Origin of the sequence: Treponema brennaborense DSM 12168 (assembly GCF_000212415.1) — a bacterium.
GTDB classification, from domain to species: Bacteria; Spirochaetota; Spirochaetia; order Treponematales; family Treponemataceae; genus Treponema_F; species Treponema_F brennaborense.
Window position 1 is genome coordinate 2,506,014 of record NC_015500.1, and the last position, 18,754, is coordinate 2,524,767.

Here is an 18,754-nt window from a genome sequence, read left to right on the forward strand (position 1 = left end):
ACCTTCATTCCGAAATTGAACTTTCATTCAATTCCTTCTTCGTTTCCCTTCCCTGTTCTTTTCAAAGATCTCTCAATCAAAATGAACTTCACTTCATTCCGATTTTACTGGGACTGATAAGAGTTGAACTTATGACCCCTTCCTTATCAGAGAAGTGCTCTAACCAACTGAGCTACAGTCCCATATAACAAAAAGGGAAAAGGAAAGAAAGAGTGATAAGAATCAGTGAACGGGCGGTATATACACAATACCTTTTGCAGCTTTTATACTGCTGTTACCTTTCTCTTAGAAAGGAGGTGATCCAGCCGCACCTTCCGGTACGGCTACCTTGTTACGACTTCACCCTCCTTACAAAACGTACCTTCGACAGCGTCCTCCCTTTCGGGTTAGACTACCGGCTTCGGGTACCCTCTACTCGGATGGTGTGACGGGCGGTGTGTACAAGGCCCGGGAACGTATTCACCGCGCCGTGCTGATGCGCGATTACTAGCGATTCCAACTTCATGGAGTCGAGTTTCAGACTCCAATCCGAACTACGATTGCTTTTTTGCGTTTTGCTCTACCTTGCGGATTCGCTTCGCTCTGTTTCAACCATTGTAGCACGTGTGTAGCCCTGGACATAAGGGCCATGATGACTTGACGTCATCCCCACCTTCCTCCGGTTTGTCACCGGCAGTTCCGCCAGAGTCCCCAACATTACTTGCTGGTAACTGGCAGTAGGGGTTGCGCTCGTTGCGGGACTTAACCCAACACCTCACGGCACGAGCTGACGACAGCCATGCAGCACCTGTATACCGGCGTATTGCTACGCTCTGTTGTCTCCAACACATTCCAGTATATGTCAAACCCAGGTAAGGTTCCTCGCGTACCATCGAATTAAACCACATGCTCCACCGCTTGTGCGGGCCCCCGTCAATTCCTTTGAGTTTCACCCTTGCGGGCATACTTCCCAGGCGGTACACTTATCACGTTTGCTTTGGCACCCAGTCTCTTGACCAGACACCTAGTGTACATCGTTTACTGTGCGGACTACCAGGGTATCTAATCCTGTTCGCTCCCCGCACCTTCGCACCTCAGCGTCAGTTATCTGCCTGAAACTTGCCTTCGCCATTGGTGTTCTTCCAGATATCTACAGATTTCACCCCTACACCTGGAATTCCAGTTTCACTTCAGTAACTCTAGTCTTATAGTTCTCAATGCGGTTCCGGGGTTGAGCCCCGGGATTTCACACCAAGCTTGCAAAACTGCCTACATGCCCTTTACGCCCAATAATTCCGAACAACGCTCGCAACTTACGTGTTACCGCGGCTGCTGGCACGTAATTAGCCGTTGCTTATTCAAAACCTACTGTCACCACGCTGTCATTCCCTACAACGCTTATTCTTCAGTTTCAAAAGAATTTTACAACCTTCCGGCCTTCTTCATCCACGCGGCGTCGCTCCGTCAGACTTTCGTCCATTGCGGAATATTCTTAGCTGCTGCCTCCCGTAGGAGTCTGGGCCGTATCTCAGTCCCAATGTGTCCGTTCACCCTCTAAGGCCGGATACCCATCATCGCCTTGGTGGGCTTTTACCTCACCAACTAGCTAATGGGCCGCAGGCCATTCCTTCAGCGGAGCCTTAGCTCCTTTCCTCACAGCTCTCTAACCTCTGTGCTCGTATTCGGTATTATCTACTATTTCTAATAGCTATCCCCATCTGAAGGGTATGTCACCCACGTGTTACTCACCAGTCCGCCACTCTAGGAGATATTGCTATCTCTTGCCGTTCGACTTGCATGCTTAAGACGCGCCGCCAGCGTTCGTTCTGAGCCAGGATCAAACTCTCCATGATTTATTCATTAGCTCCGAAGAGCCGATGATTTCATTTCAGTTCGATTCCTTCTTATTTTCAAGGAATCTGCCGAATATTTTCATACTCGGCGGGTTTACAGATGTTACTCTGTCTTCCATTCTTTCTCTTTCAATACGGTTTCCCGTACCGAACGTACTGACCTTACCGGTTTTCTGCTTTTGCATTAAACCTTTGTCTTTCTTTCCCTTCCCTTTACTGTCAAATATCACCGCTTACTCCCCTTTTTTCTCAGGCTTTCAGCTTTATTCCTGCTTTCGCAAGTGCATTGAGTTTATCACAACTCGGCTTTTCTTTCAAGATACTTTGTGAACTTTCTTTCTGAACCGTTTTTTTTATTGGTACGGAACTGCAAAGTTTTCAAGGTATTGTTACCGTTTTCAGTGTTTTGAAGTGCTGTTTAGCGGCGACGTTGACTAATCTATCACACTTCTCTCCCCTTTGTCAACTCTTTTTTTCCTTTTTTTCTATTATTTTTTTCAGTATTTTTATTGCGCACCAGCACGAAGGACGACGCTGCCGCAGTAAACGGCCCTACCGTTACCAGCCCGAAACTTCCCGCCAATATATCCAGTATTTGAGCCGACATATGCCGGTAATTCAATATGTTATACACGGGCGTCCCCTGCGCCATAAAAACCATCAGCAACGTGATGCATCCGCCCGAATACGCGAGCAGCAGCGTCGTCGTCATCGTCCCCATCGCGGCGCGCGCAATATTCATCGCGGACGCACACAACTCCCGTCTGCCGATATCGGGCTTTTTCCGTACGATTTCATGCACCGCGCTGGTAATGTCAACGGCAAGATCCATCATCGCCCCCGCCGCGCCGATAAAGATTCCTGCAGTGAATATCCGCGTCAAATTCAAATCTTCAAAACCGCTGTACAGCAAACTTTCGGAACGGGTCATTACCGCTCCGTGAATCCTAAATATTCCCGTACACAGCGCGCCTATACCGTACGCCGTCAAAACTCCGGCAAACGCGCCGGAAACGGCGGCGGCGCACCGTAAATCGAACCCGTACACTAAAGCGATAATAACGACCGTCAGCACCAGCACCGCCGCGATTCCCGCCGCAATCGGATCGACCCCTTTCAGATACAGCGGTACAAGAACCTTCCATATCAGCAGCACGGTGAACGCAAACGAAAATACCGCGCGTACCCCCGTCCAACCGGAAAAACAGATAAGAAACAGTGCGAAGCAGATTGCGAGCACCGCTTGGCTACCCAAACGGTAGTGATCAAGCATATGTACCGACAAAAACATTACGCCGCCGGATTCTTCCTGCCGATAGTGAACGATCACCTGCGCCACGTCGCCGGGAACGAACACCGTGTCGGTTTCAAGAGAACCGGAAAGAAGCGTAAATCCCTCCGCCCGCATCCCCTTAAACTTGCCGCTCAAAAACTCCACCGTGCACACCTGCTGCCCCGACCGCACCAAACCGGTATCCACGACGCGCTCGTCGTTCACGTCGAGTACGCGCGCCCGGCAGCGAACGGCGTCGCGAAACTGCAGCGCGCCTTCAAACCCCGTAGGAATACACAGCAGCACGATAACCGCCGCAATGCAAAAAAGGAGCGGCAGCCGGTAAGCCCGCTTCTGCGGGGAAAGAAACGCCGAAAAAAAAGAAATTCGATCAGGCATACAACCTCGAAATCAACGTATTTTACCGAAAGAAAAAACGTCCGGACTCCGGCACGAATCACGAGTCGGAATCCGGACACCCTGACGCCGCGTTTATTTTTCCGCAACACCCGTCAAAGCGGCAAGTTTGCGGTAAATATCGGTATTATCGTAATACCCGCCGAACACCTCGTTTCCCGCGCCCTCGGCGAACACGGGAACCGGAATTCCCGTATGCGCGTACGAAGCGAAGTTCACGCCCGACTTATTGTTCAGCACGTGCGTTACCGTTACCGTAAGCGGTTCGTACGAACCGTACAGAACGTATTCCGCCTGATTTTTGGTATCTGCCCCGCCGTTCATCGTTTTACCGTACGCCGCGCGCAGCCTGTCCGTTTCGTAGTCGGTCAGTACGAGCCGGGAATTTCCGGCTGCAGCCGCTTTTGCCGGAGAAACCAAACCGAACAGTTTTTCAACGTCGGCCAGCACCGTTTCAAACGGAGTTTTCGCCGCTTTATATGCCGAAACGTATTCCTTATCGTATTTGGCGTACGATATTTTCTGATTTTCCAAATTATCGAGCCAGGTGTCGTAGTCGGTTCCCGCGAAACCGATGGAAAGGCCGCCGGTTTCGTGATCTCCGGTTACCAAAATCAGCGTGTCTTCGGGATGAGCCTGATAGAACGCGATCGCTTCCGCCACGGCGTCCGCAAGCGCAACCGTATCCGCAATAGTGGAACCGGCGTCGTTCGCATGGCACGCCCAGTCGATTTTTCCGCCCTCGACCATCATGAAAAAACCGGTATCGTTTTCCAAAAACTCGACGCCCTTCCGCACGTAGTCGCGCAGCGCCCATTCGTTCGGCGCACGGTCGTTTTCATAACTGAGCGAATCCGCATCGGCGAGCGTTTCGCCTATAACGAGCGCCTTCCGTCCCGCACCGCCGGTCAGCGATTCGGCTTCTTTTTGGGTAAACACGACCTCGTATCCGGCGTTTTTCGCCAAATCGTAAATGCTCGTTTTATCTTTTTTCTTATCCTGCGCTTCCATCAACGCACCGCCGGCAAAATAATCGAAACCGCTCGCCACAAGTTCTTCACCGATAGCGTAATTGCTCTTCCGGCTCGCCTGATGCGCGTACATCGCCGCGGGAGTCGCGTGATTCAAATTAACCGAAGACACGACGCCGATTTTCCAATTTTTTTGGGCTTTCAATTGTTCCGCAATCGTCGTATATTTTATCTTTTTTGTGATATCGACGTTGATCGAGCCGGAGTGCGTTTTATGCCCGGTCAGAATCGACGTCGCGGTTGAAGCCGAATCCGGAGCAAAAGACGTCGCGTCGTACGTCTGCGCGCTGCCCGCGGTCGGAAACTGCATGAAATTCAGCGCTTCGGCTCGCGGCGAATCCGCTGAGTCGGAAGACTTCTGTACTTGGGAAACAGGACCGGCCGCGTCCTTGCCTAAAAAATACGCGGCGCTCTGTATCTGCGGATAGCTCATACCGTCGCCGATAAACAAAAACACGTATTTCGGAGAAGCGACGAATTTCTTATCGGAAGCGGCTGCTCCCCTACGAGCCGCATTACCCGTACTATCCGTATTAATAGAAGAAACGTTCTTTTCCGGTGAACCGCCGGCAAAAAGCGGCACGCCGCCGATCGCCGCACACACCATACCCGCCGCACAAACGCGGCGAACTCTCGTCAAAACCTTTGTCATAATCGCATTCATACAATATACCTCCTGCAATACCAGCCGAAGCTCCAGCCAAGCGGCCGTAACTTTACCGTACAGAACGGGCATGAGAAACGAAGCAGAAAAATATGAAAATATAATGAAAAAACGGACGGAAAATAAAGCGGAATATAAAAACCGGTTTCGACTTATAACGTGAAACCGGCGTATTATCGTATAGTATCGACGTTCAGCCGCTATCGCGCGCACGCTCCCGGCAGCTATCGCACGCGCAACGTATCGGTAACGCACGACTGCGGCAAAAAACCGGAATTCAGCCTACGAATTTTTTTTTACGAAAAGCGATTTGAACTGCACCAGATAATCAACGAACGAAACGTACGAAGCGACCAGACACACGCAACTTAAAACGATACCCGCCGTATGCAGCGCGGCGGCGTTCGCAGAAACGGCGAAACCGAGCCGAATGCAGCTTTCAACGCCGAGAAAATAAAAACCGGTCGCAACGTACAGAACGGTCTTCAATTTACCGCCTTTGCGCGCCGCGATCGCAACGCCTTTACGCGCCGCGATCAGCCGGACGAAGTTCATGCCGAACTCCCGGTACAGAATGAGCACGAACACGACCGCCGGCATATAACCGCCGACGACGAAACACAAAAACGTCGTAAGATGCACGAGCACGTCCGCAAACGGATCGAAAAGTTTTCCGAAATCGCTTACGCTGTTCTGTTTACGGGCAAAGTAGCCGTCAAGAAAGTCGGTAAATTCCATAAAAGCAAGCAAAGGAACCAGAATATAGACCGAAAGGGCGCCGCCACGCCCCGTCCATACGGGTATGAAATACAGAACGAAAAAAACGGGCGCAAGTACGATGCGCGACAAAGTAAAAATATCAGCTAATCTCATGAATTCAGTATCCTTTTTAGCCGGTGGAATGTCAAGTGTCCCCGATACTCACAGGACACGGTTCAGCGAATAGGTCAATTCGCCCCCGGAAACCCCGTACGTTACGACGTATAGCGCAGAGGCAACGTCGGCAACGGGGATTTCAATATAATACGTTACTTTATCGGCACAGAGCAAATTACCGAACCCGCTGCGTGAATCACCGGAAGATTCGTCTCCGGCTCCGAAATCCCTGACGTCGGAAAAACCGGCAAACCGGCACCAAGTACGGCGCAGCGGCAGCAGCAGCGCCGGATTCAGCGTATACACGTTGACGACCGCATACCGGTACGGAGACTCGCTTTCCATACGGAACGTAACCCCTCCGGCTGCCAGCACATCGGCCGAAACGGCGACTTTCAACTCCTGCCGCGGCGCGCCGAATCGGGAATATAAAAAAAGCAGGCACACGAGCGCAAACACGACGTACGCCGACGCGGCCAGCGGCACGGCGATGCGGTAAAAACACGAAAGCACCGCACCGAACGCAAACAGCGCCCCGTAATAAACGCGCCATGAGCCGGACAGCGTAAACTGAAATTCAGCAGGCAGCGTGATGACGGACACGGCGGCGCACACGACGACCGCACTCAACAGCAGACACACGGAAGCAAACCGATGCCGGCCGCACGATCTTCCCGATATCCGGGCACCGAGCGCGATAAAAAAAGAAGCGGCGGCGGCACCCCCACAGATGCTGCCAACCGCCGTACACGTAATCAGCAAAGCCGGAATCACGGATACGCCTTAAAATCCTGTACCACGCTGATCGCGGATTCTACGGTATATCCCTTCATCAGAGTTGAAGCGATCGCCGTCGCTTTTTCCGCCAGCGCGGAAGAATCGGCAACGCCTTGCAGTATCACTTTATCACCGCAGATCACCGCTTTTAAGAAATTGATGTTCAGCTTATGTTCAAAAACGAGCGCGTTGACCAGCCGCTGCGCAGCAAGCAATTCGGCAATTTTCTTTTTGCCTTCCGCTTCTTTCTGCGGCGTAACGATATGGGCGCACAATCCGGTAATAATGGAAGAAGCGGCCTCTATATCGAGCACACCGGTGTTCATGACCAAATGAAAATGATCGGGCGACGCGTTGTCAAGATTGAAAAAACTCTTGTGAAATCCCATCCGGTTCGCATCGCTTTCGTTGATACGCTGCTGAGCCTGCTTTTCATCCCAACTGAACTCTTTCATAAGACGCTCAAGCCGAACCGCGTTTTTTGCAACGAAGCGCACGGAAACGAGATTGGGTATGTCTTCGAGAATAATAAAAGAACCGCGTCCTATCAGAATGCAGTTATCTTCGGAAGCGGCTTCAAGCACCGCAGTTTGAAGATAATCCAGATATTCATCCCGATCTTTTGCCAGCGAGGCAAAAAAACCCGGTTTTTTTTCATCATATTTCTTCAATTTATCGGCAGGAAAGCCCAAATCGATAATCCGTTGCTCGATAACCTTCCGGTCGATAAATTTATAATGCATTTTTTCCGCAACAGCGGCAGCAATTTCATCGCCTAAAGCGGCTACTTGACGCGATATCGTGATAACGGCCATATAGGTTCCCCCTTTTACAACACTTGCGTTTTTTTCAAAAAACTACGATTATAGAATAATGCCATTCAGGCAGATTGTCAAAGGAAATCAACGAACTATGAGTAAAAAATTGAGATGGAATCAAATAGCCGAAACAGAATTGCTGCAGACACGCGTCATGACGGTTCTTGAAACACAGAGCGTTTCTCCTGAAGGAAAGCAGGGAAATTATATCATCATGGATGCACCCGACTGGGTGATCGTCGTGCCGGTACTGAAAGATCCGGCACGGTTCGTTATGGTACGCCAGTGGCGGCACGGACTGAAAGCCGAAAGTACCGAATTTCCCGGCGGAGTGATCGACGAGGGAGAACTGCCGGAACAGGCCGCGCGCCGCGAATTGCTTGAAGAAACCGGTTTTATTGCGGAAAAACTGACGCTGTTAGGCAGCATGAGTCCCAACCCCGCGCTCATGACGAACAAAGTGCACTGCTTCGCTGCGGAACAACTGAAAGCAACGGGAACGCAGCATTTGGATCCCGACGAATTCGTCGACTATTTTACGCTGAGCGCCGAGCAAGTATATGAAAAAATGGGAAGCGCAGAATTTCCGCACGCGCTGATGGCAGCCGCGCTGCAACTGTACCGGCAGCATACGGACAAAAAAGAATCGCCGGAACGGTAACACACCGTTCCGGCGATCCGAAAAAATAATGATCGTTACGAACGACGATCGTTACAAACGGCGCTTATCTGTGCACCGAAAACGAGTCGTATTTTACCGCGGGGTCGTACGTTCCCTCGCGGTATTCGCCCGAAATGCTCGGAATTTCAACTTTCATGCCCGGATGAATCAAATTCGGGTCCGAAGGATTTTCCATATTGTTTTTGTTCGCCTGATACAGGTTTTCCCACAAAAACGGATTGTCGTACACGTACGGTTTACCCGCGATGTTCCAATAACAATCTTTCGTATCAGCCCACGGCCGAACGACGTAGTATTTCGGAAGCGGCACCACTTCTTTGACACCGGCGAGTGATTCCATAGCACGTTTTGCGGCTCCCGACGCAGTCGCGTACTCTTCAGCTGCAAAAGCGTTCTGTGCGTCTTCTATCGCACGGGTTGCCGCCGTGTACGCCATGGGATAATTGACGTCCGCGCGGATATTTTTTGCCCACACCAACCGGTTTCTGGCAACTTTTATCTGCGTGTCCGCGTCGCTGCGTTCCAGCATCAGCGCGATATACGCACGGGACAATTCGGCGTTTTCTTCCGCCTTCTGCGTATATTCGACCGCCGCGTCGTATTCGCCGGAGTCGAACGCTTCGGCAGCCTGAGCGTAATACGTGCGGGCAAGTTTCTGATATTCGTTGTCGGCGTAACTGGCGGCAAAAACGGCCAGTCCCGTCAGCAATAAACAAACGGTGAAAACGGTCTTTTTCATTCCTGAACCTCCGTATCCTGAATCGGGGCAAGTTCGTCGGCTTCCGCGGCAAAAACGGCGGCGGTGTCGATCTTCTGCTGAGCGCGGAGCATCGCTTCTTGCGCGGCGCCGCGTTTTGCGGAAACCCTTTCAAAAATTTCACGGAACGCCACGTGCGATTTCGTAAAATCGGTATAGGCGCGCTCGAAATCTCCGGATGCAAAAGCCGTGTCCGCAGCTCCGAACAGAAGCGCAGCCTCCGCGTACGCCTTTTTATCGGCAACTTGAGCTTTCACTTCTTCCGCGGAAGTTTTATATTGAACGGCCGAAGCGCGTTCCTGCGTTGAAAGCGATTTGAAACCGGCGGACAGCACCTGGTTATACGCGGTTTCCGCTTCCGAGACTTTTGCGAGCAGCGCTTTTCCCTGCGCACCGGTCTCGTACAGTTCGGACAGCGCGGCGTACGCTTCGTCTCCCTGCCGCAGCGCGTCAGGAGCGGCGGCGGTAAAATTCAGACTGACAATCCGCTCGCGCAGCTTTTGAACCGCGACGACTTTTTCCAGCGCTTTATATTTTGCCGTTACATCGTCGATTCGATCGGACAAATCCGCAGCCGGATTTTCTTCATACGCCGCTTGCACTTCGGCGTACTCCGCGTCAACCGCTCCGAACGCATCGCCGAAAGATTCGGCCGCACCGGACGCTTGCGCGGACTCGCGTGCCGCAACCGCCGCCGCAAACCGTTCGGCATTCGTCGCCGTATAATCGGCAACGGGAATTTCGGGTTCCGCAGGAACCGTGCTAATCTCCGGTTCCGACGCAACGTCTCCGGACGACAGATTCTGATCTATGGACGTATCAGGTTCCGGTTCCGGTTCGGGAGTTGACTTACACGCCGCGGCAAAAAGCACTACAAGCGAGCAGAGTATACCCGTAATAAAAATATGCTTTTTCATATTTCCTCCTAAATAAGCACGGCGGCATCACTGCGGAGCGCAGCATCCGGAAACGACTCCGCAATACCGCCGTTGCTGTGTAAAACACGTTTCCGTTATAAAGATACAGCAGAATAATTTTTCAAGCAATCTTTTATCGGCCCATTTTTACAAAAAAGACGGCGAACACTGAAAAAAAAGCCCCTTTTTTAGTTTTCGTGATATACTGTACGTATTGGAGGTATATATGGCCGATGATTTTTCATTTGAAATTACCCAACGGTTCGGAGAACTTTCCCAAGGAAAAGGCGGCTGGACGATGGAATTGAATCTGGTATCCTGGGGCGGAAGGGAACCCAAATACGACGTCAGAAGCTGGGCTCCGGATCATCAGAAAATGGGCAAAGGCGTAACGCTGACTAAAGAAGAGTTGCAGGCACTGAAAAAACTGCTCGGCACGCTCGACTTATAAAAGCGGTTCGCTCTCCGTTTCTTCACGTTCAAGCGTTTCGCCGTTTTTCATGACGATTGCGTACAGCAGCAGTTGAAGCTGCGTATCTTCCAAAGCAGTGCCCGCCGTGCGAATATCCATATCGGTGCGGGCCAGCGCGGCAAGAATGAGCGAAGTCTGCGGCGCGTTCCATATACGGGCCGCCGCGCGATATTGTTTCTGCGCTTTTTTGGAGGAAAAACCTTTTATTTTCAAATCGAAATCGGACGGATGCGGATTTTCCGCGAACAGGCGATGCCAAACGGCCAAACGGCGGAAACAATACGTCAGTCCGGCGATAAGCTGCACTCCCGAAGAATCCTTGGACATCCGCAATTTTTGCAGAATTTCAAGCGACGCTTCCAAGCGCGCCGCCGGGTTCCGCGCCAGATCGGTAAACGCGTCGAACAGCGTAAAAGGCGACTCTTCGCGATTGTGCGCCAATATCTGCTCGACGTCGGACGCGCCGACCGTATGGCCTTTGTCGAAACACAGAAAAAAGCGGGAACATTCGGTACGCAGCGCTTCGGTGTTGTTTTCAACCAGATCGAGTATAGTCGTTACCGCGTCGTTTTCAACGCCGTATCCCGCTTTTTTAAAGAAATTGCGGATCCATTCTTCTTTGCGATCGTCGAACATTTCCCAAAAAATGCGCTTGTTTTCTTTCGGGATCAGCGCTTCGAGTTTTTTATCGCAGGAATTTTCTTCCGACACCAGAATCAGCGCGGAGCCGGCGGCGTTTTTTCCGGACGCGGCGGACCGAATCCATCCGTCGAGCAGTTCAAGGTCTTCTTTCTTTTTGATCTGTTCCGCACCGTTCAGCACGATAAAGCGCGCCGCGGCAAAAAGCGATTCGTTCATCAGCAGCGAAACGACGTCCGCAACTCGGGTATCCGCGGTATAAAACGTGTATTCGTCAAGATCGCCCAGACGCTTGCGCATCTGTATCCGGAGATTCAACACGGCGTCGTTGCGTTCACCGAATTCGGGCCCGGTAAACAGATAAACCGGAGCAGCGCTCATCCGTACGTCCTAATGATGTTGGAAAGCGTGCCGACAACGCGAACGTCCTGGCAATAAATCGGTTTGAAATCGGGATTTTCCGGCTGAAGCCGAATACGGCACGCCTCTTTATAGAAGCGTTTGAGCGTAATGGACTCGTCGAGCACCGCGACCACGATCTGACCGTTGCGGGCGGTTTCGCACTGTTCTATAACGGCGATGTCGCCGTCGAGAATTCCCGCGTTTATCATTGAACAGCCGCGCACCCGCAGCGCGAAATACGTGCGGCCGGAGCGTACGAACGGTTCGGCAAGGCTGACGTACCCGTCGAGATTTTCTTCACACAGCAGCGGCTTGCCGGCAGCCACCGTTCCCAAAAGCGGAACCCGCGTAACGGCGGCTTTTTTTTCCGATTCGGGATCGTCTATCAGCACGCGGATGGAACGCGAACGTTTATCCGGCTGAGACAGGCAGCCTTTTTTTTGGAGAGCGGCAAAATGGCACTGAACGGCACGCAGCGAAATCCCAAAATGCTCGGCGCATTCGCGGAACGTCGGAGGACATGAATTTTCTTCGCTGTAGCTGCGGATAAAGTTCAATACCTGCTGCTGCTTGTCAGTCAGTTCTTTCATGCGCCGCTATTCTTCCTCGAATTTATTTTCAAAAAGTGAATAAATCGCCTGAACAGCAGCGGCTTCATCGGATCCGCTCGCCCGCACCGTTAAAGTCGTGTTGTAACCGGCGGCCATCGTGATGACACCCATAATGGACTTCGCATTGACGGTCGTGTCGTCTCTTTCAAGCAGCACTTCCGAAGCGAATTTGTTTGCCGTCTGGGCAATGAGTGCCGCCGGTCTTGCGTGAATACCCGCGCGGTTACGTACTGTTACGATTTTTTCAGTCACACTGTTCCCCTTAGAGTAATTTACCGCCGTTCAAAACGCAGCAGACGCTCCGAACGGCTTTTCTTTATCAATACGAATCGTCACTGCCGTAATAGGCAGCCTGAGCCGTACCGGTTTCTATCCATTTTAAAACGTTCTGATTGAAATCCCTCGCCGAATAATAGCCCATCGATTTAAGCCGTTCGTTCATGGCGGCGGTTTCTATGATGATGGGCAGATTCCGTCCCGGTTTCACCGGAATTTCTATGAGCGGAATCTTGACGCCGAGCAGCTCTATCGTATGTTCGTCCGTTCCGAGCCGGTCGTATATTTTATTGGAATCCCATTCTTCAAGTTTTACGACCAACTGCACTTCTTTTTGTTCACGGATCGCGCCCACGCCGTACAGCTGGGAAACGTTGATGATACCAAGGCCGCGGATTTCCATGTGGTGACTGATCATTTTATTCGCCCCTTGGCCGAGGACCGTGTTTCCGTTCACGCAGCGCAGTTCCACGATGTCGTCGGCAACCAGCCGATGTCCGCGCTCGATCAGTTCCAGCGCGGTTTCGCTTTTACCGACACCGGAATCGCCGGTCAGAATGATGCCGACGCCGTACACTTCAACCAGAACGCCGTGGATCGTTTTTTTGGACGCAAAAATATCGGAAAACACGCGCAGCAGTCTGGTCGAAAATTCCGTGGATTCGAGATTCGTCTGCAAAACGGCGCAGCCGGATTCTTCCGAAATGGCGGTGAAAGCTGCCGGCGGTTCGAGATCGTGCGTAAACACGCAGCAGGGAATTTCGTATGAAAAAAGCTGACGGATGCCGTCGAAGTTGTTTTCGGAAACAAGCTTCATCAGATATGAAACTTCACCGCGGCCGAACAGCTGTACGCGCTTATACGCGAACGAATCGTAAAATCCGGAAAGCGCGAGTCCGGGACGGTTCAGATCGGGAACGGTTATCCCGCGAACGAGACCTTTGCGTCCGCTTATACAGTGAAGATTCAGAGAATTGTGAGCTTTTAAGTCCAGATCGAGCAGATCAAGAACCGTAAAACTTTTATCCGCCATTATAGGCATACTATACACGCTCGGCGGATTTTTTGCAAGGTCAAGGCCTGAACGCAGCAAGGCCTGAACGCAGCAAGGCCTGAACGCATCAAAGCCTGAACGCAGCCGTATATAAAATCGGACAGCAGAAACTGCGGAACAGCGGTCAAGCTGCATCACGCACTCTTACTGTCCGCCGACGATCGATATTATTTTTTTTCCTGAATTTTATCTTTTTCTTTTTTTATTTTCTGGTCGAGCACGTCCATCATTTTATTGAGTGCCGCGGCGAAATCGTAATCTTCCGCGGAAACGTGCGCCGCCGAACCCCAGCGGAAATTGACGGTAGCGTCAAAAATGAATTTTTTATCTTCTTTTACACGCAAAATGAAATCGACGATAAGATCGTCTGCATATTTGATACGTTCTATTTTTTTATTGATAAGATCCGTCTGATCCTGTTCAAAATCAAACCCTACTGCGCTCATCGATGTTGTCATAAAACCTCCATACAGAAAATGAACATTACGGGAAAAAACGATAGGCTTAATTCCGTACCTTTATAAAGTATACACGGTATGGGGTAAAAATCAAGTTCTTTTTGAAACCCGGCAGCGCGAGGGGATTTGGCAGCGCGCGGGGATTTGGCAGCGCGCGGGGATTCGGCAGCACGCGGGGATTCGGCAGTGCGCCGTGTCCGGCACAACCGCGCCGTTCCGATATGCGCGCCGTGCGTTTTGACAAAAGCTGCGTTTTGACAAAGACGCGCGGCTCTGCTACACTGTGGACATGAAACAACAGACTTCCTACACCGTATTGTACGGCGACGACAGCATCGTCGTTTTAAATAAAAGATCGGGCCTGCTGGTAGCGGCCGATCGCTACGATCCGGACGCGCCGCGCCTCGACACGGCGGCTTCCGACGAATTCGGAAAATTATACGCAGTTCACCGCATCGATAAAGACACTTCGGGAATCGTCATATACGCCCGCACGGCGGAAGCGCACCGAGTGCTTTCGCTGCAATTCCAAAATCGGGAAGTTGAAAAAGTGTATCACGCGCTGGTAAACGGCCGGCCGGCGTGGCAGTCGCTGCACGTCGATTTGAAACTGATTCCCGACGGCGACGCGCGACATCGCACCGTCGTAAACAAACGCGAAGGAAAAAGCGCGGTAACGGATTTTACCCTGCTCGGCGTGTGTCCGCCGTACTCGTGGATAGAAGCGCGCCCCGAGACAGGACGGACGCATCAAATCCGCGCGCACCTCGCGGCGAACGGACTCGGCATCGTCTGTGATCCGCTGTACAGCGGCAATCAGAAACCGGTGCGGCTTTCCGAAATAAAGCGCTCCTGGAACGGCGACCCCGACGACGAGCGGCCGCTTTTGGCGCGGCTTGCCCTGCACGCCTACCGGCTGACCGTAACGCATCCGGAAACCGGCGAGCGGATGACGTTCACCGCGCCGTACCAGCGCGACATGGACGCCGTGCGCAAACAGTTGACAAAACTGTACGGTACGGATCCGCTCACCGCCGGCACCGCGGCCGACTAGACGCACGGACTCAGCACATACGGCCTCGGGGCGCACGGACTCAGCACATACGAGTTCAGCACACGGGAGCACATGCAGGCACAGTGCGCAGGCTCGGCACATACGAGTTCAGCGCACGCGGCTGATTTTACGGCGCAATCTTGAGTCTGACCGACTGGATGCGCCGCTGCGCCTGATCTTCGATAACGAACACATATTTGCCCGACTTAAACACTTCGCCGATCGACGGCAGATATCCGAACTGTTCAAGCAGCCAGCCGCCGAGCGTATCGAAATCGTCCGACGTGCAGCGAAGGCTGAAAATACCGTTCAGATCGCTCAGGCGCAAATCTCCGGGCAAAAGGAAATCGGTACCGGAAAGTATTTTTATCCGCTCCTCCGGCGGCGTTTCACGCGAAGCGTATTCGTCGGTGATGCGCCCCATAACGGCGTTCAGAATATCGTCCATCGTAACGATTCCGCTGTTCGTGCCGTGTTCGTCCACGACGACGGCGAAATTGACCCGTTCGGTTTTGAACACATGCAGCAGTGAAACGGCCGATTTCGTTTCGGGAACGAACAGAACCGGTTTCATGCACGAGCGGACGAAACCGGCTTGCGCCGCATCCAGTCTGCGCGCGGCGGGCTGCGTTTCGTAATAAAAAAGCAAATCCTTGTAATGAAGCAGTCCCACGTATTCGTCTTCGTTGCCGGCGTACACCGGCAGACGCGAATAACCGGTACTGCAAAAAACGGCGGCGGCTTCCGTGTAGGAAGCGTCCGCAGACACGGCCTTTACGAGCGACCGGTGCCGCGTAATATCGCGGGTCCGCAAATCGGTAAACTCGAAAATTTTATACAGCATGTCCTTTTCGGTTTTCTCGAGCGTGCCCTCCGCGTTGCCCACGGCGATAAGCGTTTTCAGTTCATCTTCCGTAACGAGCGGCGTATCAGACTTCCACAATGTGTCCACGAACAGTCCGACGCCTTTGGTCAGCATCGAAAACGCCCACACGAGCGGAAACATCATTTTCTGCAGCACCGTCAGCGGCAGTGCAGCGCGCTGCGCCGTAACGACGTTTTTATACGAAGCGATCGTTTTGGGCAGAATCTCGCCGAAAATAATAATGATCACCGTCATGGCGAGCGTCGCGGCTCCTACGCCGCGCTGCCCGAACAGCGATACGGCGAGCGCCGTCGCAGCCGACGAGGCCAAATTGTTTACGAAATTATTTCCGATCAGGATCGTCGTCAGCACGCGATCTATATCGCCTTTCAGCGCGGCGATCCGGCGTGAACCGGGAACGTTGTCTTTCACCAGCTGACGCACGGTGATCCGGGACAACGACAAAAACGCCGTTTCCGATGAGGAGAAAAACGCCGACGCGCAAACCAGCAGTACGAGAAGCAACGCAGTCAACACGATACTCATTCGTCACCGTCCTTGCGGATGTGAATCGAACGGACGTGCAGATCGTCGGCGTCGCACACCGTAAACGTGTAGCCGCCTTCCGTAATACAGTCGCCCGGCACCGGTATTTTGTCGAGCTTTTCGCTGACATAGCCCGCAATCGTGTCGTAAAAATCGGAGTGCAACGAAATCCCGAATTTTTCGGCTATGGCGGAGAGACGCACCGTTCCGTCGACGACCGACTCCCGTTCGTTGATTTTAGTGGCAGGCGGCGGCAGCGGCGTAAAATATTCGTCGCTCAGCGTACCGAAAATTTCGCGGGCAATATCTTCCGTGGACAGAATACCGTCGGTACCGGAATATTCGTCGATAACGACGGCAAGACTCTGATTGTTTTCGCGCAGCATCTGCTGCACCGACGACATTTTTTTGGAACCGACGATAAACAGCGGCGGGCGCATGATGTCGCGCACGGAAAACTCGTCGGGATTTCCGTTGTAAAACAGCATATCCTTAACGTATAAAATACCGACGATATCGTCCATGTCGTCGCCGTAAACGGGAAACCGCGACAACCTTGAACGCTGGGACAATTCGAGAATCGTATCGTATTCGGCCGAAACGGGAATCGCAAGGATTTTCGTACGGGGAATCATGATATCTTTTGCCGCAAGATCGGTAAATCTAAACACCCGATGCAGCATTTTTTTTTCGCCCTCGGCAAGAACGCCTTCTTCCTCACCCACGTCGATAAAATTTTTGATTTCCTCTTCCGTAAACGAAACGGTTTGCGTTTCAAGTTTTACGCCGAACAGCCGTGCCGTTCCCCGTGAAATTCGGGTAAAAACGAACACGAGCGGCGACAGCAGTTTCATGAAAAACGAAACGATATGAGCGAACAGAAACGCGACTGGTTCGGGATGGCGGGAACCGACCGTTTTTGGGGTAATTTCACCGAAGATCAGCAAAACGACGGTGGCGAAAACGGTTGCGATTCCCACGCCGGCAGGTCCGAACAGCTGCAGCGCAACGGAAGTCAGCAGCGCGGAAATCACAATATTGACGATATTATTCGCCACCAACACCGTATTTAAAAGCCGTTCCTTGCGGTCGAGCAATTTACCGACGTTGATGGCGCGTTTATCTTTTTTAGTACGTAAAAAACGGATACGCAGTTTATTAATGGATAAAAACGCGCTTTCCGATGCCGAAAAGATCATGGACAGCAGAATCAGTACCGCAACAGCGGCCAGAATACCGGTTACGCCTGCAAGCGCAGGCGGAGGCTCCTGCGGTACCGGAAGAGAGTCTGACGGGGGCATTTACTCCTGTTCCCCCTGAGCAGACACGGCTTCGATCGTCATCTTGATAGAATCGGCAATTTCACTTTCAGGTGCGGCGTCGTAGGCGTTGTTCAAATAGGCAAGTACCTGTGCGTTGTCGCCGCTTTGCGTAACGGCGAGCAGATACGCGGCCGTATAATACGCCTCCTGCATTTGTTCCGCAGAAAGATAGCCGCCGGAAATGGCGTCAACGAAACCTTGAACGGCACCCTGCACGTCGCCGCTTGCGAACGCATCCATTGCGTTTGAATACGCAATCTGAATCTGATATTTACCGACCAGACCGCTTTCGTTTTGCGGATCCGATTCGGGGACTTCCTTGATCAAATCGATCAGCAAATACCGATACGACGGTTCGAGCAGCTCGTACAACTGATCGATAGCCGTAACTTTATCGAGTGATTTTTTATTCTTTATCTGTTTCAGCAGGGTAGCGGTTTTTTCGCGGGTCTCCGTATACGCGTTCAGCAGCTGGATATACTGTGCGGCAGTTGAAACCGTTTCATCATACGGTATGGAACCGAACACGTAACCTTCCGGAGTTACGAGCAGCACGGTCGGCATTCCCTGAACGGAATACGCAGAAGCCGCATCGGCGTTTTTCTGCAGCGTTTCGGCAGCCTGTGCGGCGGCTTTTTTTTCAGCTTCGGTCGCGTCTTCCGCAGTTTCCGCACTATTGTATAGCGATTCGGAAAAATCGAGGTGCACGAGCACGTAATCGGCCTGCGCAGCTTTGATGAATTCGGGCGTGTCAAAAACGGACGAGCGCAGCTGCGTGCTTATGCCGTCCCAGTCTTCTCCGCTGAAAAACAGGAACATGTTTTTATGCTGCTTTTGCGCACGATCCTGCGCTTGTTCATAATCCGTAAGCCAGTCCGGATGTTTCTCCGCACAGCCTGCGGTTACCGCGACGACACATACTGCAGCCGCGAACAGCGCAGATCTCAGAATTTGATTCCGTATAATTTTCATCGTTTCTCCTAATAGGCGTCCCGTTCGATAAATGGACGC

General features: G+C 52.2%; 18 protein-coding genes, 1 tRNA gene and 1 rRNA gene. 3 read left to right on the top strand and 17 right to left on the bottom strand.

Annotated elements, in window-relative coordinates; genetic code table 11:
- Positions 1 to 108: 108 nt before the first annotated feature.
- The 7 genes from TREBR_RS10930 to TREBR_RS10965 all read right to left on the bottom strand — a co-directional run bounded on the left by TREBR_RS10930 (position 109) and on the right by TREBR_RS10965 (position 7,685).
- Positions 109 to 182, bottom strand: a tRNA-Ile gene (locus TREBR_RS10930).
- 107 nt (positions 183 to 289) lie between these two features.
- Positions 290 to 1,832: ribosomal RNA gene (locus TREBR_RS10935) — 16S ribosomal RNA — on the bottom strand.
- Between the two features lie 442 nt (positions 1,833 to 2,274).
- Positions 2,275 to 3,504 (bottom strand): YibE/F family protein, encoded by a 1,230-nt coding sequence (locus TREBR_RS10945; RefSeq protein ID WP_013759237.1) that lies wholly within the window; start codon positions 3,502 to 3,504, stop codon positions 2,275 to 2,277.
- Between the two features lie 93 nt (positions 3,505 to 3,597).
- Entirely contained in the window at positions 3,598 to 5,217 is a 1,620-nt protein-coding gene (locus TREBR_RS10950) for an alkaline phosphatase (RefSeq protein WP_215904822.1), read from the bottom strand.
- Positions 5,218 to 5,499: 282 nt separating this feature from the next.
- A complete protein-coding gene (gene pgsA / locus TREBR_RS10955; RefSeq protein ID WP_013759239.1) occupies positions 5,500 to 6,090 on the bottom strand; it encodes a CDP-diacylglycerol--glycerol-3-phosphate 3-phosphatidyltransferase in 591 nt (196 codons plus the stop codon).
- Between the two features lie 48 nt (positions 6,091 to 6,138).
- Positions 6,139 to 6,867: a hypothetical protein gene (locus TREBR_RS10960; RefSeq protein ID WP_013759240.1), complete on the bottom strand. Its 729-nt coding sequence runs from the start codon at positions 6,865 to 6,867 to the stop codon at positions 6,139 to 6,141.
- Positions 6,864 to 7,685 carry a cytidylate kinase-like family protein gene (locus TREBR_RS10965; protein WP_013759241.1) on the bottom strand — a complete coding sequence of 274 codons (822 nt, stop codon included), beginning with the start codon at positions 7,683 to 7,685 and terminating at the stop codon, positions 6,864 to 6,866. The genes TREBR_RS10960 and TREBR_RS10965 overlap by 4 nt, the downstream gene beginning before the upstream one ends.
- Before the next feature lie 97 nt (positions 7,686 to 7,782).
- Between TREBR_RS10965 and TREBR_RS10970 the strand changes: the two genes are divergently transcribed.
- Positions 7,783 to 8,349: an NUDIX hydrolase gene (locus TREBR_RS10970; protein WP_013759242.1), complete on the top strand. Its 567-nt coding sequence runs from the start codon at positions 7,783 to 7,785 to the stop codon at positions 8,347 to 8,349.
- A 64-nt stretch (positions 8,350 to 8,413) separates the two neighbouring features.
- Here TREBR_RS10970 and TREBR_RS10975 read toward each other — a convergent pair whose 3' ends face one another.
- Together TREBR_RS10975 and TREBR_RS10980 are read right to left on the bottom strand one after the other, a co-directional pair.
- Positions 8,414 to 9,109 (bottom strand): LysM peptidoglycan-binding domain-containing protein, encoded by a 696-nt coding sequence (locus TREBR_RS10975; RefSeq protein ID WP_013759243.1) that lies wholly within the window; start codon positions 9,107 to 9,109, stop codon positions 8,414 to 8,416.
- Complete coding sequence (locus TREBR_RS10980; RefSeq protein ID WP_013759244.1) at positions 9,106 to 10,044, bottom strand: hypothetical protein; 939 nt, start codon at positions 10,042 to 10,044, stop codon at positions 9,106 to 9,108. The genes TREBR_RS10975 and TREBR_RS10980 overlap by 4 nt, the downstream gene beginning before the upstream one ends.
- Before the next feature lie 226 nt (positions 10,045 to 10,270).
- On the opposite strand from TREBR_RS10980, the gene TREBR_RS10985 reads away from it, so the two are divergent.
- Complete coding sequence (locus TREBR_RS10985; protein ID WP_013759245.1) at positions 10,271 to 10,495, top strand: YdbC family protein; 225 nt, start codon at positions 10,271 to 10,273, stop codon at positions 10,493 to 10,495.
- Here TREBR_RS10985 and holA read toward each other — a convergent pair.
- The 5 genes from holA to TREBR_RS11010 all read right to left on the bottom strand — a co-directional run bounded on the left by holA (position 10,490) and on the right by TREBR_RS11010 (position 13,956).
- On the bottom strand, positions 10,490 to 11,536 hold the full coding sequence (holA, locus tag TREBR_RS10990; protein WP_013759246.1) for a DNA polymerase III subunit delta: 1,047 nt from the start codon (positions 11,534 to 11,536) through the stop codon (positions 10,490 to 10,492). The genes TREBR_RS10985 and holA overlap by 6 nt on opposite strands.
- Positions 11,533 to 12,147 (bottom strand): transcriptional repressor LexA, encoded by a 615-nt coding sequence (gene lexA / locus TREBR_RS10995; RefSeq protein WP_013759247.1) that lies wholly within the window; start codon positions 12,145 to 12,147, stop codon positions 11,533 to 11,535. Before lexA ends, holA begins: the two co-directional genes overlap by 4 nt.
- A 6-nt stretch (positions 12,148 to 12,153) precedes the next feature.
- A complete protein-coding gene (locus tag TREBR_RS11000; RefSeq protein ID WP_013759248.1) occupies positions 12,154 to 12,420 on the bottom strand; it encodes an HPr family phosphocarrier protein in 267 nt (88 codons plus the stop codon).
- Between the two features lie 67 nt (positions 12,421 to 12,487).
- Entirely contained in the window at positions 12,488 to 13,477 is a 990-nt protein-coding gene (hprK, locus tag TREBR_RS11005) for an HPr(Ser) kinase/phosphatase (protein ID WP_041610853.1), read from the bottom strand.
- 188 nt (positions 13,478 to 13,665) lie between these two features.
- Positions 13,666 to 13,956, bottom strand: a complete 291-nt coding sequence (locus TREBR_RS11010) for an HPF/RaiA family ribosome-associated protein (protein ID WP_013759250.1) — start codon at positions 13,954 to 13,956, stop codon at positions 13,666 to 13,668.
- A gap of 289 nt (positions 13,957 to 14,245) precedes the next feature.
- Between TREBR_RS11010 and TREBR_RS11020 the strand changes: the two genes are divergently transcribed.
- Positions 14,246 to 15,010: an RluA family pseudouridine synthase gene (locus TREBR_RS11020; protein WP_013759251.1), complete on the top strand. Its 765-nt coding sequence runs from the start codon at positions 14,246 to 14,248 to the stop codon at positions 15,008 to 15,010.
- 127 nt (positions 15,011 to 15,137) lie between these two features.
- Here TREBR_RS11020 and TREBR_RS11025 read toward each other — a convergent pair whose 3' ends face one another.
- Genes TREBR_RS11025 through TREBR_RS13845 form a run of 3 tightly spaced genes read right to left on the bottom strand, consistent with a single transcriptional unit; the run spans position 15,138 to position 18,715 of the window.
- Positions 15,138 to 16,421 carry a hemolysin family protein gene (locus TREBR_RS11025; protein WP_013759252.1) on the bottom strand — a complete coding sequence of 428 codons (1,284 nt, stop codon included), beginning with the start codon at positions 16,419 to 16,421 and terminating at the stop codon, positions 15,138 to 15,140.
- Complete coding sequence (locus TREBR_RS11030) at positions 16,418 to 17,722, bottom strand: hemolysin family protein (RefSeq protein ID WP_013759253.1); 1,305 nt, start codon at positions 17,720 to 17,722, stop codon at positions 16,418 to 16,420. Before TREBR_RS11030 ends, TREBR_RS11025 begins: the two co-directional genes overlap by 4 nt.
- Positions 17,723 to 18,715: a thioredoxin family protein gene (locus tag TREBR_RS13845; protein WP_013759254.1), complete on the bottom strand. Its 993-nt coding sequence runs from the start codon at positions 18,713 to 18,715 to the stop codon at positions 17,723 to 17,725. It lies immediately after the preceding gene.
- Positions 18,716 to 18,754: the final 39 nt, after the last annotated feature.

What these genes read in the sequence shown, in the direction of transcription:
- TREBR_RS10945 (WP_013759237.1), bottom strand. Translation starts at nt 3,504, where the DNA reads ATGCCTGATCGAATTTCTTTTTTTTCGGCGTTTCTTTCCCCGCAGAAG.
- TREBR_RS10950 (WP_215904822.1), bottom strand. Translation starts at nt 5,217, where the DNA reads ATGAATGCGATTATGACAAAGGTTTTGACGAGAGTTCGCCGCGTTTGT.
- pgsA (WP_013759239.1), bottom strand. Translation starts at nt 6,090, where the DNA reads ATGAGATTAGCTGATATTTTTACTTTGTCGCGCATCGTACTTGCGCCC.
- TREBR_RS10965 (WP_013759241.1), bottom strand. Translation starts at nt 7,685, where the DNA reads ATGGCCGTTATCACGATATCGCGTCAAGTAGCCGCTTTAGGCGATGAA.
- TREBR_RS10970 (WP_013759242.1), top strand. Translation starts at nt 7,783, where the DNA reads ATGAGTAAAAAATTGAGATGGAATCAAATAGCCGAAACAGAATTGCTG.
- TREBR_RS10975 (WP_013759243.1), bottom strand. Translation starts at nt 9,109, where the DNA reads ATGAAAAAGACCGTTTTCACCGTTTGTTTATTGCTGACGGGACTGGCC.
- TREBR_RS10980 (WP_013759244.1), bottom strand. Translation starts at nt 10,044, where the DNA reads ATGAAAAAGCATATTTTTATTACGGGTATACTCTGCTCGCTTGTAGTG.
- TREBR_RS10985 (WP_013759245.1), top strand. Translation starts at nt 10,271, where the DNA reads ATGGCCGATGATTTTTCATTTGAAATTACCCAACGGTTCGGAGAACTT.
- holA (WP_013759246.1), bottom strand. Translation starts at nt 11,536, where the DNA reads ATGAGCGCTGCTCCGGTTTATCTGTTTACCGGGCCCGAATTCGGTGAA.
- lexA (WP_013759247.1), bottom strand. Translation starts at nt 12,147, where the DNA reads ATGAAAGAACTGACTGACAAGCAGCAGCAGGTATTGAACTTTATCCGC.
- hprK (WP_041610853.1), bottom strand. Translation starts at nt 13,477, where the DNA reads ATGGCGGATAAAAGTTTTACGGTTCTTGATCTGCTCGATCTGGACTTA.
- TREBR_RS11010 (WP_013759250.1), bottom strand. Translation starts at nt 13,956, where the DNA reads ATGACAACATCGATGAGCGCAGTAGGGTTTGATTTTGAACAGGATCAG.
- TREBR_RS11020 (WP_013759251.1), top strand. Translation starts at nt 14,246, where the DNA reads ATGAAACAACAGACTTCCTACACCGTATTGTACGGCGACGACAGCATC.
- TREBR_RS11025 (WP_013759252.1), bottom strand. Translation starts at nt 16,421, where the DNA reads ATGAGTATCGTGTTGACTGCGTTGCTTCTCGTACTGCTGGTTTGCGCG.
- TREBR_RS11030 (WP_013759253.1), bottom strand. Translation starts at nt 17,722, where the DNA reads ATGCCCCCGTCAGACTCTCTTCCGGTACCGCAGGAGCCTCCGCCTGCG.
- TREBR_RS13845 (WP_013759254.1), bottom strand. Translation starts at nt 18,715, where the DNA reads ATGAAAATTATACGGAATCAAATTCTGAGATCTGCGCTGTTCGCGGCT.